The organism is Trichococcus sp. (assembly GCF_055118575.1).
In genome coordinates this window covers 1-15,071 of sequence record NZ_JBSQPW010000046.1, presented here as the reverse complement: position 1 = coordinate 15,071, position 15,071 = coordinate 1, and the positions used below count along the sequence as shown (strand labels likewise).

The following is a 15,071-nucleotide window of genomic DNA, read 5'->3' as shown; positions in this document are numbered from 1 at the left end:
AAATCTGTGCCTAAGCTGCGATTACGTCACGGGCAAAAAGCGCCCGTTCTCGTAATAGCCTCTTAGTACTCGATTTCTAGAGCGGGATTCATCACACTCCGTGTAAACGTGTTCTGATTCGCAGGGGACTCCGCCTAAGCTGACTAGCCCACGAGGACAAAGAGCGTCCTCTTTGGGTTAGTCCTCTTAGTGCTCATCCCCTCCCGCGAATCATCACACTCTTTTAGTCTTCCAGAACCATGATGCCGATTCCCAGCAATCCGGGTCCGGTGTGGACACCCAATACCGGCGAGATTTGGCCTTCGGCGTAGATTTTGGCTCCGGCGACCAGATCCTTCAACTGGTCTTTCATGACGAGCATCTCTTCGTAGGCGTCCCCGTGGCAGATCGACAAGTAGTAATTTTTGTGCTGACCCAGTTTTTCACGGGTCATGTCGATCAGTTTCTGGATGCTTTGTTTGCGGCCGCGTACTTTCGCAACCGTATCGTAGATGCCGTCTTCGTTGCAGGAGATGATCGGTTTGATGTTCAAGGCGCTTCCCAGGATGCCGGAAACTTTACCGATGCGGCCGCCCTTTATCAGGTACTCCAAGGTGCCGACCCCGAACAGGATGGTGGACTGTTTCACGGCTGCTTGTGTTTTCGAAACGACTTCCTCGAACGGAAGACTCGCTTCGATCTGTTCGGCGGCGTAAAGTGCCACAAATCCGGATGCGATGGCGATATTCAACGTATCGATGACGGCGATCCGCATATCTTCAATATCTTCCGCCACTAATTTGATGGCTTGGCAGGTGCCGCTCAAGCCGCTGGAAATGGCGGATACGATCACGTGATCGAACCCATCTGCTTTGATGTTGGCGAAAGTGTCTGCAATCGTTTCCGGCAAGGGCAAACTGGTCTTCGGTATCTCTTCCTGGAATCTTTCGTAGACTTGCTCCGGTGTGATGTCGACCCGATCGCGGTAGCTCGCGTCTTTATAATTGATCATCAGCGGCAAAGTGTAGATGTGGTATTTGTCGAGCAGCTCCTGCGGAATATCGTTGCAGGAATCGGCCAAGACAGCAATGGAATTAGGTTTGATCATGAGTATTCTCTCCTTTTTGGGAGGCGTGACTGACGCCGTCGACCAATATGATTTTTTGTGTCAATAATTTCGAAGCAAGCGACAGCGTGATCATCTTCAAAGCGATGTTTTCACTGTGGATATCCTCCAATGTGTAGGTGAAATGCTCTTTCTTGTCGAGATCACGGAAGAGCATCCGAAAAGCATATTCCAATTCCTGACAGAAAGTGTCGTAGGCTATCTGGAATCCGCGGATGGAAACTTGCAGCTCCAGTCCTTTTTTCACCTCCGACAACGGCAATACCTGTTTGAGCAAGGTGATGACGATCAGTTGGGCGATGTGGGTTTTGAAATATTTCTTTTTCTCGGGTTTATCGATCAGCTGCAGTTTTACGTAATTATTGATCATAGTCGGTGTGATGATGCGCTCTTCCTGAGTGGCGTTCAGGAAACTCAATTGTTTTTCGATGATGGCGATCACTTGGTCGCTGTAGAGGCCAAAATCAGGCAACTCGTCAAATCGGATGAATGTCAAGTCGAGCAGCTGTTGCTGATAGTCTTCCAATTCTGGTTTAAGTTTCACGGGACAACCTGCTTTCTGGACTAAAAAAATCAATCTAGTTTTAAAAACTAGCTGTTATGCTTTTCATTACTAGATAAATGTACCAGTATTCTACGGGAAATTCAATCAGGAAGGCTTACCAATTAGGATTGGACCAAAAAAGAAGCCATTTTCAGGCTTCTTTCCAGTCGTCATATTCCGTTTCTGGTGCTGATCCGAAATAGCGGGCGACTTCATGGGACGCATGCGCATCGGAACCCTTCTCGTAGGAGAGGCCGATTTTGATGGCGTAGGCCATCATTTCCGGATCCGGGTAAGTTTTGCCGTAGTCCGGTTTGTCGATTCCGGCAAAATTGTAATCAAGCGTATAGCCGCTCTCCTTCACCTTATCCAATAGCAGCTTCCAGTCGATCGGATCACTGATGCTATAAGCTTTTTGGAACTTATGGATCAGATTGATGTGCCCGATTTTTTTGGGAGTCAATTCCCCGTACGGAAGCGCCAAGGCTTTTTTGACCGCCGCTTCGTAAAGTGTGTAGAGCGTTTCGAAGCCGATTTCCGCGCCTTTTTGCGTAAAGGATTCGCGGTCCAAGTCGATGCAGAAATATTCTTCCGGCGCGAGCTGGACGAAATGGACGCTCAGAATCGAGTGGGGGACCGTTTCCGGGTATTTTTCCAGGAAAGCGCGCGTTTCCGCTTCCTTTCCTTCCAGATAATCCAATTCGAATCCGGCATGAATCTCGATGATGCCTGCATATTTTTTGGAGAGTGCGCGGACATCGGCAAGGTAGGCATCGACATCCTCAGGGCGCATCGAACTGTCCTTGTCCGGAAGCGGATCTTCCATCGGTAAAGGCGCGTGTTCCGTGAATGTGATGGATTCGAGACCCGCTCCGATGGCAACCTTCACATAATTTTCCAAAGCATCGGATGAACCGTGCAGGCAATAGGGAGTATGGACGTGTCTGTCGCTGAGCATCTTCTATCTTCCTTCCTTCTTAAAGTGTCATCATTTTAGGATACAATCTAGTAGCTTTATATGGTATGATAACACCAACGTCTAATGGTATTCTAACGATATTCTAAGGATAACAGATGACTTATCAAAAAGAAATGGGAGTGAGACAGTTTGGACGAAATGATGACGAATGAATCGTTGCTAGCGAAGAAACAAAGAGAGATGGGGTTTCTCCATCATTTCCACCACTTAGGGTACGATCTGATCGACCTGGGAGTCGTAGAGAAATTTGAGTGGACACAACTGTCTCATGATGACTTGCACCTGATGCTGGACCGTCATAAATGGCAAAGCGGAGACAAACTTTTCGCCTTGCGCAGTGACTGGACCAATGCCATCGTGAGATACCGCAAGCAGTACCATTTACGCGCCGATAAAATAGCCTATTCCGGCCCGGTCTATTCGCTGCTCAAAGAGCGTCACCAATTGGGTGTGGAAACATTTACCGATTCGATTCCGAAACAAATCGAAGTTTTGGGCGATATGATCACCTTCATGGAGAGGGAATTGGACCTTTCCCTATCGGTTGCGGTAGTCAGCCATAATAAATTACTGAAAAAAATTCTGAGCCCGCGGGAGTTGGAGGATCCTTCCGTCCGCAAGTTCATCTGCGAAAGAAACCAGGATGCCTTGAAGCACCGTTTGGGAGCGGACCATCCGCTGATTGGTTTGATGGATCAAGCACCAACGGAACAGGCCGGCTATCTGAAGGAACACTATCCTGAACTGACAGGACATTTGAATGAACTGGCTGAATGGGAAGCGACGCTGAAGAGCAAGAACGTGGATTACGTTTATGCGGATATGCTGGCGTTGCCGAACCAATCCTATTACAAAGGCATCTTTATCCAGCTGTACGGCGAAAACCAAACGGAGCCCGTCGCTTCGGGCGGTCAATATACAAGCTCTTCCAAAGCATTCGGAATGGCCATCAACAATTAACGGAGGGAAAAAATGATTACTATCGCGCTATCAAAAGGCAGACAGCTTAAGGATTTTATCCAATACTTGGATCAGATCAACCTGACGGAATGGTCGACAGCATTGAAGTCCGTTTCTCGGGAATTGGTCATTCAAACGAAGGACACCCGCTTCATCTTGGTCAAAGGAGAAGATGTGCCCGTATATGTGGAGGAAGGGATCGCGGATCTTGGCATCACCGGAAGCGATATTCTGATTGAACAGAATTGCAACATCAACAACCTGATGGACCTGCCTTTCGGCTATTGCCATTTCGCCATTGCCAGCAAAGAGAAGAAGGACGTTTATCCAGTCGTTGCGACGAAGTACGTGAACTACACCAGACAATATTTTGATTCCATCAAGCAACCCGTGAAAATCATCATGCTTAAAGGGTCCGTCGAATTGGCCGCGACCATCGATATGGCGGATGCCATCATGGATATCGTCCAATCCGGCAAAACGCTGCATGATAACGGCTTGAGTGAGCAGGTCCGGCTTGATGACATAAACGCACGCCTGATTTCGAATAAGCATGCTTATTTCTCCAAATATGATGAAATCCAGACTATAATCAATCAATTGAAGGTGAAGGATAATGTACACAACTAAAACGTTCAAAGAAGCTTACAAAACCAAAAACACGATCGACTTTTCGAAGACGCAGGCCGTGATGGAAATCATCCAGACGGTCCAGGAAAAAGGCGATGCTGCGCTTTTCGAATACGCAAAACGTTTCGATGGAGCGGATATCACGGAATTGGAAGTGCCGCAAAGCGTCATCAAGGAAGCTTACGACACGCTGGACGCGGACTTGCGCGCTGCTTTGGAGGAAGCCCGCGACAACATCACGGTCTATCAAGAAAGCATCAAGTGGCAACAGTCTCCGGCTGGGGAACTGTACCAGAAAATCCATCCGTTGAATAAAGTCGGCATCTATGTGCCGGGCGGAAAAGCGAGTTATCCTTCCACAGTGCTCATGACTGCCGTTTTGGCAAATGTGGCGGGCGTGAAGGAAACGATCGTCGTGACGCCGCCGCAAAAGACCGCCATCAACCAAGCGACTTTGGCTGCTTGCTATATCTGTGGTGTGACGCACGTCTATCAAGTGGGCGGCGCCCAAGCCGTCGCGGCTTTGGCTTACGGTACGGAAACCATTCCGCGCGTCGACAAGATCGTCGGACCAGGGAATCAGTATGTCGCCTTGGCGAAAAAATTGGTCTACGGAGATGTCGGCATCGATTCGATCGCCGGGCCTTCCGAAATCGTTGTAGTCGTCGATGAAACGGCGAACAACGAATGGGTTGCCATCGACCTGTTGGCGCAAGCCGAGCATGATGAATTGGCCCGTACCTTCCTTGTCTGCGACAACGAAGAGAAATTGGCTGCCATCGAAGCCGAACTGCTTGTCCAGAAAGCGAAACAAAGCCGCCTCCAAGTAATCGAGGAGAGTTTGAAGCACAACCACTTCCCGATCCTGACGAGCGGTAAAGCAGAAAACATCGAAGTCGTGAATCTGATTGCGGGAGAGCACGTTTCGATCCAGACAAAAGATGCGGAAGACTACATAGATGCGATCGAAACAGCCGGAGCAATCTTCATCGGCGAATATTCGCCTGAAGCAATCGGGGATTATGTTGCCGGACCTAGCCACGTGCTGCCTACCGGGGGCAATGCCCGCTTCGCGAACGGACTGTCCGTCAACGACTTCCTGCGCCCGAACTCGGTCCTGAACCTGAAGAAAGAAACGTTCCGCAAAATGGCTCCGGCCGGAATGCTGATCGCGACCGAAGAATCGCTACAGGCCCACCACGACTCCTTGGCCGTCAGAATGGGGGACGACAAATGATCCGCATCAACAAAAACGAAAGTCCCATCCGTGCGCTGACGGATGAAGAAATCGCGGAAATAGCAGTAGCGACGCGCTTCCAGGAGTATACGGATGATGCCATCAACCGCCTGACGGAAGCATACGCCGCTTTCCACGGTGAGGACCCCGCGCTGATCGCATTTGCCAACGGGTCGGATGAATGGATCCAGAAGTGCACGATCCTATTGGGGGACGGACCGATCCTGATGCTGGAGCCGGATTTCGTCATGTACGAAGAGTATGCCGCGCAATTCCAACGCGAAATCATCAAAGTGCCGTGCAGAGCGGATTATACCTTTGACTATGACCAAGTTTACGCCATCATTGCGAAGGAAAAACCTTCCTATTTCATCGTTTCACAACCGAACAACCCGCTGGGCGGGTTGCACCCGGCCGCTTTCATCGATAAGACGGCGGAGTTGCTGGCCGAATACGGCGGCTATCTGATTCTGGATGAAGCTTACATGGATTTCGTGGACAACCCACCGGCACGGCCGGTCGGAGACCATGTCATCCTTTTGCGTACCTTGTCAAAAATTTACGGTTTGGCCGGACTGCGCATCGGCATCGCCAGTTCAACGGCGAAAACGATGCAGTTGCTGAATTCTATCGCGCACCCGTATCCGCTCAATACCCTGTCTTTGAGCATTGCGGCCTTTTTGTTGGAGCGTCCGGAAAGGCTGAAGGCCTTCATGGCCGATCAGCGCCGCCTGTCCGCAAAATTGAAGGCCATCTTCAATGAGGAAGTCGGGGATGTTCTTTCCGTATTGCCGAGCGAAACGAATTTTGTCTTCACTTACGGTGAATTGGCGCCGTCTTTGGGCCAATGGATCATCGACCACGGCTATCAGCCGCGCACCTATGAAAAATCAGGCATCCCGTGCATCGAAACGGCTGTCCGTTACTCGATCGCCACGGATGAACAGTTGGATGCCTTAGCCGAAATCATCAGAGAATGGAGAGAACAACTGTGAGCGTATCAAAAGAGCGCATTACCAAAGAAACGAAAATCGCCATCACCTTGAAACGAGGGTTGGAACCTTCCATCATCAATACGGGTGTGGGCTTCTTGAATCATATGTTGGATTTGTTCGCTTTCCATGGCCACTTCGTTTTGGATGTGCAGGTGGACGGCGACACAGATGTGGACGATCACCACACAACCGAGGATGTCGGGATCGTCTTGGGGCAGTTGCTGGCTGAATTGGGTCAGGACAAAGGCGCAATCAACCGCTACGGGAGCGCCTATGTGCCGATGGATGAAACGTTGGCGCGTTCCGTCATCGACATCAGCGGCCGCCCTTATCTGAGTTTCAATGCCGAATTTTCGAAAGAAAAAGTCGGCAGCTTCGATGTGGAACTGGTTGAAGAATTTTTCCATGGTTTGGTCATCAATGCCCGTTACACGGCACATATCGACTTGATCCGCGGCGGCAACACGCACCATGAAATCGAAGCCATCTTCAAAGCCTTCGCGCAAAGCTTGCGCATCGCGATGGCCGATTCCGACGTGCAGCGCTTGCCTTCCTCAAAAGGAGTGATCGAATGATAGCGATCGTTGACTATGGATTGGGGAACATCGCGAACTTGACGAACGCCATCCGTTTTCTGGGCTATGAAACAATCCTGACGCACGACGAAGATGAATTGCGCAAGGCGGATGTCGTCGTCCTGCCGGGCGTAGGGCATTTCAAGGATGCCATCGAGCGGATTGATGCAATCGGCTTGCGGGAACTGCTGACTGAATTGGAGCAAACCAAGCCATTCATCGGCATCTGTCTCGGGATGCAACTGCTGTTCCAGCACAGTGAAGAAGGCGATGTCGATGGGTTGGGCTTTTTGCCGGGCGAAGTGAAGTACATCGTCAGCGACTTGCCGGTTCCGCATTTGGGCTGGAACAATCTGCATTCCGACTATCCTGGTTTGGACAAAGATGTCTACTTTATCCATTCCTACAAGGTAGTGACCGACGAAAATGTCGTGGCAACGGCGGACTATGGCCAGGAAATCGTGGCGATCGTCCAAAGGGATAACGTCATCGGCATCCAGTTCCACCCGGAAAAAAGCGGGGATTACGGTCTGGAAATTTTGAACCAAGCTTTGCAAGGGGGATGGAAATAAATGATAGAGATTTGGCCGGCGATCGACTTGATCGACAACAAGAGTGTCCGTCTGACCGAAGGGGACTACGGCACGAAAGAAGAAATGCAGCGTACGCCTCAGGAAGCCATCGCTTTCTATGCGCAATATGAGCAAGTGAAACGCATCCATATCGTGGATCTGATGGGGGCTTTGAACCAAAAACCGGAAGAAACACCTTTTATTGAGCAACTCTTGCAGCAGAGCGCGTTGCCTGTCGAAATCGGCGGGGGTATCCGCTCCGAAGAAACCATCAAGCACTATTTCGATAAAGGCGCCAGCTATGTGATCGTCGGGACGAAAGGACTGCAGGATCTGCCGTGGTTGGCGGAGATGACGGCGAAATACCCCGGCAAGATCTACCTGGGTCTGGATGCGAAAGGCGAACTGGTAGCCGTCAACGGCTGGACCGAAACGGGCCGGCAGACCATCTATGATGTCGTGGAAGCGACGAATCCGATGGCCTTGGGCGGCATCATCTATACGGACATCTCGAAAGACGGCAAGATGGCCGGACCGAACTTTGAGTTGACGGGCAAGCTTGTCGAAATCTCGACCCATCCCATCACCGCTTCAGGCGGCGTCCGCAACATCGAAGACATCAAAAAATTGGAAGCTTTGGGAGTGGCGGCAGCGATCGTCGGCAAAGCGGCCAACACCGATGCCTTCTGGGAGGGCTTGGCATGATTAAGAAACGGATCATTCCCTGCCTGGATGTGAAGGACGGCACCGTCGTCAAAGGAATCCAATTCAAGGGGTTGCGTGATATCGGCGATCCGGTTGAACTGGCGAAGCGCTACAATGCGTTGGGTGCGGATGAACTAGTCTTTCTGGACATTTCCGCAACCGAGACCGGCCACAACCTGATGATCGATGTCATCCGCAAAACGGCACAGCAGCTGTTCATCCCGATGACGATCGGCGGCGGCATCAAATCGACGGATGACATTTCCCGTCTGCTGAACGCCGGAGCGGATAAAGTCAGCCTGAATTCATCTGCGTTGGCGAATCCGCAGTTGATTAAAGAAGCGAGCGACAAGTTCGGCAGCCAATGCATCTGCATCGCTGTCGATGCGAAATGGGAAGCCGACAAAGAGGAATGGTACTGCTATACCCACGGCGGCAAAAAACGGACCGACATCAAGACGTTGGACTGGGTACAGCAAGTGGAAGCGCTCGGGGCTGGCGAATTGCTGGTTACCAGCATGGACTATGACGGCATGAAGCAGGGCTTTGATCACCGCCTGCTGAATAAGATCCAAGCCTTAGTATCGATTCCGGTCATCGCTTCCGGAGGCGGCGGCAATGCCCAGCATTTCGCCGACTTGTTCAAGGAAACCGATGTATCGGCCGGTTTGGCAGCTTCCATCTTCCATGATGAAGAAGTGTCAATCGCCGAAGTGAAACAATGCTGCACGGAGAATGGAGTGGATATGCGCAATGTCTAAATACGATGCACTAGTGCCTGATTTTTCGAAAGGGTTATTGACTGTCGTTCTTCAGCACTTTACGAACAAAAATATTTTGATGGTCGGCTTCATGAATGAAGAGGCCTTCGAATTGACAAAACGGGATGAGGTTGTCTGGTTCTTCTCAAGGAGCAAGGACAGACTCTGGAAAAAGGGAGAGTCCAGCGAGCACTACCAGTTCGTCAAGGACATGTACCTGGACTGCGACCAGGATGCTTTGCTGATCATGGTTGACCCGGCCGGACCGACTTGTCACCGCAATACGGAAAGCTGTTTCGATGTTCCGGTTGCCTTCGGGCTGGATGACCTGGAAGAGACCATCCGCCAGCGCGCTGTCGGACACGACGAAAAGTCCTACACCAACTATTTGCTGGACAAGGGAACGGACAAAATCACCAAAAAATTCGGTGAGGAAGCCTTCGAAGTCGTCATCGGCGCCAAAAACCACGACAAAGAAGAAGTCGCCAACGAAACGGCGGACCTGCTTTATCACCTCGGCGTACTCCTGTACGATCAGGGCGTCGAGGTTGCCGATGTGACCAAAGTCCTCATCGAACGCCACCAAAAGAAAAACAACTTCAAAGGCGAACGCAAAGACATTCAAGATTATTAGCAGAGTGTGATGATTCCCGCCTTGGATTTATCCGATAACCGGAGCTGTTCCTTGACAGAAGGGGCCGTTTCGGTTATTTTTTTCGTGAAGAGCGAATGTTTCCATATTAAACAAAAATGGGGCGATTATGATGAATGTGTTGGCTGTGGAACTGTCTATGCGGCTTTTCGATTCCTATTCCTTGAAGGACAAGCGCAGCGTCGTGAAAAGCATCCTTGCCAAAATGCACCAACGCTATAATGTCAGCATTGCGGAAGTTTCGGAGCAGGATATGCTGAACCAGGCCGTCATCGGCTTGGCGGTCGTCAACAGTTCAAGGGTTTTGTGCCAGCAGATCGTGGATAAAATCATCGCGGAAATCGAAGCGAACTACGCGGTGGAAATCTACCAAATCAACGAAATCGAATAAAAACGCAACGCACCTTCCTCATCCGGCAATTTGTCGGGTGGGGAAGGTGCGTTGTTTTTCTATAGTATTTTCAGGAGTTCGTAGCGGAAGGAAATGTATGTGTAATTTTGACGATTGTACATCTCGCGCGCCGTATCCGCGGCATCAGCCACCAAAAGGACGGTCTTTCCCTCGGCATGGTCCATTACAAATTGCTGCAAGGCGGTTCCGATCCCTATGCGCCGGGCAGCCGGAGCCACATGGAAGTTGTCGATCTCGATGCTGTCCTCTTTAAGGTAAAGATCGATGGAACCGACCGCTTCGCCGGAGCGGATGGCCACGATGGGACGGAAAGCCGGATTAGCGAATTTGGCCAGCGTGTAAGGGTGTTTCTGTTCCGCAAATTCCGCATTGATTTCCTTGTCGGCTTGTGTGGATAAGGTCAGATAGGCATCACGTTTATCGGCGTTCACCCATTCCACTTGGACATTGGGAGGCGTTTCGGTGCTAGTGGGCACAAAAGTTCCGGGAGGGGCTGCATACAGTTCCAATACTTCCAGGTTGAAGCCGTTCGAACCCAAGTAGGAAATGATAGGCTGAGGGATTTCGCAATCTTCAGGCCAGATGAATTTTATGAAATTCTGGCCATATTTTTGATGCTCCGATTCCAAATAGGCTTCCGTCTCCACGAATTCAGCGAAGCTGGGGACGCGATGGAAAATGACATAATTCTCGACATGCATAAAAAGAGCTTTTTCATTGCGATGGTGCGTGTACAGAGATGTTTCTCTGGCGATCGATTTGCTGTGTTCGATATCCTTGAAAGAAAAGATCATTTTCGGACTCCTTAAAAAAGAAAAATTGATGCGAGGTTCAAGATATGATAGCATAGGAAAGGACTTTGATTCAATAAGCCGAACAGGAAAAACGGATTGCAGTGTGTTTTTCGTGCTTCAGGCGTATGTTTTTTTATAGATAGGAGAAATGAATGAGAGATTATCAAAAATTGTACGAGAACATAAAGGCTTTCCACAAACTGAAGCCTTGGGAAAAAATGAAGGACACGGATGTTGTCGGGATCAAATATTCCGATCGCAAAGAGCCTGTATTCTTCGCGTTGGATGGACTGGATGAGGAAAGTATCGGATTGAGCGTCTTCCGGGATGTTTCGGAATACATCCTCTATTTGGATCTGTTGGAATCGGAGTTCACGGAAGCGGATGGCATCGGGGAATACACTGAAAAACTGAAAAACATCAGGCTGGAATTTGTCGATCGGAACAAACTGGAAGAAATCGATTATAACCGCATCCGCACGACGGATGTCAAATTCCGCGGCAAAAAAGCTTGGCCGGAACTGCTTGATTTCACGCCAGGTTTTGTTCCATGGTCCGCGACTGAAGAGGACATCACTCTTTTTGAACGGGTCTTGGAGAGCTTTTTGGAAATGTTCCCGACCTACAGCAAAATGAACTTCGATAAAGATTTTGGCGCGGATGATGTTCCTACGCGGTACTATTATCAAGCCGGAACAAAGGACAGCGTTTGGAAATTGAAAGAAGAACATATCTTGGCGTTCCTGACCGGCGGAGAATTGACGAAAGGGCCTTACGATCTGATGCTTTCCCAGTTCGAAATCCGCCGTCTGATGATGGAAAAGAAACAATTCTTGAAGAATACCTTCGAAATAGACTTGTTCTACTTGCCGCAACCACTCACCTTCAAAGAAGGCGAGCGGCCGCGTTTCGTGAAGATGATGGCTATCGCGGATAAAAAATCGGGGGAAGTGCTGCTGGCGACTGTCCTGACTTCCGATAAATCGCGTGATATCCAGTTCGAACTGTACAAATATTTGTTTGAAGCGAAAGTTTTCCCCGCAAAAATCGAAATGCGCGGAGACAGCGTTTTGGAAACCTATGAGATGCTGGTTCCCCTGTTGGATGAACTGGATATCGCCCACAGCGAAAAGAGCAGATTGCGCAAAATCGAAGCGTTTCGCGAAAGCCTTTCGGAAGACTTCTTCCAACAATAGGCCTCAAAAAAAGCAAAACAACTTTGCATTCTGTAAAGTTGTTTTGTTTTTTGTTTTTCCCAGAATAAATGGTAAAATGCTTAAGAAGAAAAGACAACGAACTAATGCACGCCTCAGAGCTTATTTTGTTCCGGATAAAGGGGTTTTTACGTGTTCAATCAAGAGAATGTCAAGTTACTGACGAATACAGAGTTAAAGGTATACGAGTACATTGTGCAACATACCCAAAAAGTCATCCGCATGAGTGTTCGCGAGATAGCTTCCGAGACCCATGTATCGCCGGCAACGGTTACGCGGACCATCAGCAAGCTGGGTTTCGAAAATATCTGGGAGTGCAAGCTGCATCTGAAGGAAATGGACAACCGCAAACACAATAAGAAGGTGTTTGAAACTTCAGAAATCGTCGAAGAGTTTTTCAGCCGTTCGATGCAGTCGGAATACGAAGAAAAAATACAGGCTGCAGTGGAACTGATCACCAATTCTGAAGTCGCGCTCTTTTTTGGAATCGGTACATCAGGCGTGATTGCTGCTTATGCAGCCCGACAGTTTTCAAATTTGGGTCAAAGCACCTTCCATATCCAGGATGCTTACTATCCCTTCCATCTGATCAGCAGGCAATACACGAATACGGTGTCGATTATTTGCTCCGTGTCAGGAGAAACGGACGTCATCCTAAGGAAGGTAGGTGATCTGAAGAGTTTGGGGAGCAAAATCATCAGCATTACGAATTCCTCCACGAATTCACTGGCAAGACAATCGGATATCAACTTTGCTTATCACCTGACGCCTGAATATGTAGACGATGAGGTGAACGTGACTTCTCAACTGCCAGTCGTATTTTTGATTGAAACACTGGCAAGACGCAATTATAACTACATGCAACAATTGCTTAATAACAAGGTTTAGCAACGCATGAAACTGAAACAAAACGTTTCTTTTCTGAAACATCATTCCAAAAGCTGATTGTTGTTCCTTTAAGTCATGAAACTGTTTACATTTCGTTCACAAACTCTATAATAAGCTTATATTGAAAAACAGAAAGCGCATTCGCGATCTGGAAACGACTCTTTTTAAAAGAAGAGAGTTCGCTTTTGGGATTCATGTAACCGCTTAAAATCTGTCGGCCTCCTGAGTGGGAATCGATAGGGAAGGAATGAGAGTATGTATCATAAGAAATTGAAACCGTTTAAACAAGATTTTTTGTGGGGGTCCGCCACCAGTGCCTATCAAGTTGAAGGCGCTTGGGATGAGGACGGTAAAGGGCCATCGGTTCAGGACGTGAAGGAAATCGTTCCCGATACTTCCGATTTTAAGGTAGCCACTGACCATTACCACCACATGCAGGAAGATATTGCTTTGTTGGCAGAGATGGGCTTCAAAACCTATCGTTTCTCGATTTCATGGTCACGGGTCATTCCTGACGGGGATGGAGAAGTCAATCCGAAAGGCCTTCAGTTCTACAGCGATTTGGTTGATGAATGTCTGAAATACGGTATCGAGCCTCTAGTGACGGTCTACCACTTTGACTTGCCGCAAGGACTTGCTGAAAAAGGTGGCTGGGAAAACCGCGCCACAATCGATGCTTTTGTCCGCTACTGCGATGTCCTCTTCGATAACTTAGGAGACCGCGTCAAATTATGGCTGACGATCAATGAACAGAACATGATGATCCTGCACGGCGCTGCAGTCGGTACAGGTGAAAGCACTCTGAAATCCTTGTACCAACAAAACCACCACATGCTTGTTGCACAGGCGATGGTGATGAACAATTGCCACGAAAAATTGCCGAATGTGAAAATCGGACCGGCACCGAACATTTCGGCGGTCTATCCGAAATCGAACAACCCGGCGGACGTCCAAGCAGCCGATCTGTATACCGCAATCCGAAACTGGCTTTATCTTGATATCGCCGTGTATGGTGTATACAATCATCAAGTTTGGGCTTACCTGGAAGAAAACGATGCCTTGCCTGATATGGAACCGGGCGACTTGGAGATACTGAAATCTGCAGAATGTGATTTCATCGCCTTCAATTACTACAACAGCTCGACTGTTCAAGCCTATCCGGTCGGAACGGAACGTGCAACAGGCAAAAAAGATCAGCAATTATCAGATAGCCAAGAAGGATTCTTCGCAGGATCCGACAATGAGCATCTTCCTTATACTGAATTCGGTTGGCAGATCGACCCCACTGGATTCCGCACGACGATTAACCAAATTTACTCTCGTTATCGTAAACCCCTGATCGTTACTGAAAACGGTTTAGGCGGTATTGATAAGCTGGAAGATGGGAAGGTCCATGATCATTATCGGATCGACTATCTCCGCAACCATATCGAACAGATGAACCTGGCTGTTACGGATGGAGCAGATGTGTTCGGCTATTGCACCTGGAGTGCGATCGACCTTATCAGCACCCACCAAGGGTTCCGCAAGCGTTATGGCTTTGTTTACGTCAACCGGGAAGACTTCGATCTGAAAGATCTGAAGAGATACCGGAAAGATAGTTTCTATTGGTACAAAGGAGTGATCGCGTCAAACGGGGAAAAACTGGAAGGTTAGAGGTAGAAAGCAAGAAAAGTTTTTCGCACCATCCGTTGTTGATAAAGAACAGCGGTAAATGAATGCGGAAGACGAAGGGCCATTGTTCTGAGACTGACTGGCAGAATCCGGACAAGCAATCATATCAATTTATTTTACTGTTTTTGAAGACGGCACGCTGTCTTCGCAAGTGTTCCAACAGAGGAGGATTTTATTATGGATCACTAGTGTTGCATTAAAAAATTAACAAACTAAATTTTAGACAAAAAGAAAAGATCCTTTACAATGGTTGGTAAGATGACTTATCCAAGACAACGTTAAAGGACCTATAACTATGGATAAGCATAAACAAAAAACTTCATTTTGTAAATGGATTGCACCTGTCTCTTTTGAGAATCTACCGTTAAGACTAC

Annotated in this window: 17 protein-coding genes; 13 read left to right on the top strand and 4 right to left on the bottom strand. The window is 48.7% G+C overall.

The genetic code is table 11. The annotated features are described in order from the left end of the window. Window positions 1-223: 223 nt before the first annotated feature. The 3 genes from ACTCCX_RS11470 to hisJ all read right to left on the bottom strand — a co-directional run bounded on the left by ACTCCX_RS11470 (window position 224) and on the right by hisJ (window position 2,607). Window positions 224-1,087, bottom strand: a complete 864-nt coding sequence (locus ACTCCX_RS11470; RefSeq protein ID WP_463276120.1) for a DegV family protein — start codon at window positions 1,085-1,087, stop codon at window positions 224-226. Continuing rightward, window positions 1,074-1,649, bottom strand: coding sequence for a DUF1836 domain-containing protein (locus ACTCCX_RS11465; RefSeq protein ID WP_463276119.1), 576 nt, complete (start codon window positions 1,647-1,649; stop codon window positions 1,074-1,076). Before ACTCCX_RS11465 ends, ACTCCX_RS11470 begins: the two co-directional genes overlap by 14 nt. A gap of 151 nt (window positions 1,650-1,800) precedes the next feature. Next, window positions 1,801-2,607, bottom strand: a complete 807-nt coding sequence (gene hisJ / locus ACTCCX_RS11460) for a histidinol-phosphatase HisJ (RefSeq protein WP_463276118.1) — start codon at window positions 2,605-2,607, stop codon at window positions 1,801-1,803. Between the two features lie 159 nt (window positions 2,608-2,766). Here hisJ and ACTCCX_RS11455 point away from each other — a divergent pair, with 159 nt between their 5' ends. From ACTCCX_RS11455 to ACTCCX_RS11410, 10 genes are all read left to right on the top strand, one after another. Then, entirely contained in the window at window positions 2,767-3,588 is an 822-nt protein-coding gene (locus tag ACTCCX_RS11455; RefSeq protein WP_463276121.1) for an ATP phosphoribosyltransferase regulatory subunit, read from the top strand. A 12-nt stretch (window positions 3,589-3,600) separates the two neighbouring features. Beyond that, complete coding sequence (hisG, locus tag ACTCCX_RS11450; protein WP_463276117.1) at window positions 3,601-4,218, top strand: ATP phosphoribosyltransferase; 618 nt, start codon at window positions 3,601-3,603, stop codon at window positions 4,216-4,218. After that, on the top strand, window positions 4,205-5,455 hold the full coding sequence (gene hisD, locus ACTCCX_RS11445; RefSeq protein ID WP_463276116.1) for a histidinol dehydrogenase: 1,251 nt from the start codon (window positions 4,205-4,207) through the stop codon (window positions 5,453-5,455). Before hisG ends, hisD begins: the two co-directional genes overlap by 14 nt. Beyond that, window positions 5,452-6,450, top strand: coding sequence for a pyridoxal phosphate-dependent aminotransferase (locus ACTCCX_RS11440; protein ID WP_463276115.1), 999 nt, complete (start codon window positions 5,452-5,454; stop codon window positions 6,448-6,450). Before hisD ends, ACTCCX_RS11440 begins: the two co-directional genes overlap by 4 nt. Next, entirely contained in the window at window positions 6,432-7,025 is a 594-nt protein-coding gene (gene hisB, locus ACTCCX_RS11435) for an imidazoleglycerol-phosphate dehydratase HisB (RefSeq protein WP_463276114.1), read from the top strand. Before ACTCCX_RS11440 ends, hisB begins: the two co-directional genes overlap by 19 nt. Further along, entirely contained in the window at window positions 7,022-7,597 is a 576-nt protein-coding gene (hisH, locus tag ACTCCX_RS11430) for an imidazole glycerol phosphate synthase subunit HisH (RefSeq protein ID WP_463276113.1), read from the top strand. The genes hisB and hisH overlap by 4 nt, the downstream gene beginning before the upstream one ends. Next, a complete protein-coding gene (gene hisA, locus ACTCCX_RS11425) occupies window positions 7,598-8,302 on the top strand; it encodes a 1-(5-phosphoribosyl)-5-((5-phosphoribosylamino)methylideneamino)imidazole-4-carboxamide isomerase (protein WP_463276112.1) in 705 nt (234 codons plus the stop codon). Next, window positions 8,299-9,063 (top strand): imidazole glycerol phosphate synthase subunit HisF, encoded by a 765-nt coding sequence (gene hisF, locus ACTCCX_RS11420; RefSeq protein ID WP_463276111.1) that lies wholly within the window; start codon window positions 8,299-8,301, stop codon window positions 9,061-9,063. Before hisA ends, hisF begins: the two co-directional genes overlap by 4 nt. Continuing rightward, window positions 9,056-9,697 carry a bifunctional phosphoribosyl-AMP cyclohydrolase/phosphoribosyl-ATP diphosphatase HisIE gene (gene hisIE / locus ACTCCX_RS11415; protein ID WP_463276110.1) on the top strand — a complete coding sequence of 214 codons (642 nt, stop codon included), beginning with the start codon at window positions 9,056-9,058 and terminating at the stop codon, window positions 9,695-9,697. Before hisF ends, hisIE begins: the two co-directional genes overlap by 8 nt. Before the next feature lie 127 nt (window positions 9,698-9,824). Continuing rightward, on the top strand, window positions 9,825-10,106 hold the full coding sequence (locus tag ACTCCX_RS11410) for a DUF503 domain-containing protein (RefSeq protein ID WP_463276109.1): 282 nt from the start codon (window positions 9,825-9,827) through the stop codon (window positions 10,104-10,106). A 59-nt stretch (window positions 10,107-10,165) separates the two neighbouring features. Here ACTCCX_RS11410 and ACTCCX_RS11405 read toward each other — a convergent pair whose 3' ends face one another. Then, the gene (locus ACTCCX_RS11405) at window positions 10,166-10,921 is read right to left on the bottom strand and encodes a GNAT family N-acetyltransferase (RefSeq protein WP_463276108.1); all 756 of its coding nucleotides are present in this window, start codon (window positions 10,919-10,921) and stop codon (window positions 10,166-10,168) included. Between the two features lie 152 nt (window positions 10,922-11,073). On the opposite strand from ACTCCX_RS11405, the gene ACTCCX_RS11400 reads away from it, so the two are divergent. The 3 genes from ACTCCX_RS11400 to ACTCCX_RS11390 all read left to right on the top strand — a co-directional run bounded on the left by ACTCCX_RS11400 (window position 11,074) and on the right by ACTCCX_RS11390 (window position 14,679). Beyond that, window positions 11,074-12,117 (top strand): DUF7309 domain-containing protein, encoded by a 1,044-nt coding sequence (locus tag ACTCCX_RS11400; protein WP_463276107.1) that lies wholly within the window; start codon window positions 11,074-11,076, stop codon window positions 12,115-12,117. A 150-nt stretch (window positions 12,118-12,267) separates the two neighbouring features. Beyond that, on the top strand, window positions 12,268-13,023 hold the full coding sequence (locus tag ACTCCX_RS11395; protein ID WP_463276106.1) for a MurR/RpiR family transcriptional regulator: 756 nt from the start codon (window positions 12,268-12,270) through the stop codon (window positions 13,021-13,023). Window positions 13,024-13,278: 255 nt separating this feature from the next. Then, on the top strand, window positions 13,279-14,679 hold the full coding sequence (locus ACTCCX_RS11390; protein WP_463276105.1) for a glycoside hydrolase family 1 protein: 1,401 nt from the start codon (window positions 13,279-13,281) through the stop codon (window positions 14,677-14,679). The last annotated feature ends 392 nt before the right edge of the window (window positions 14,680-15,071 follow it).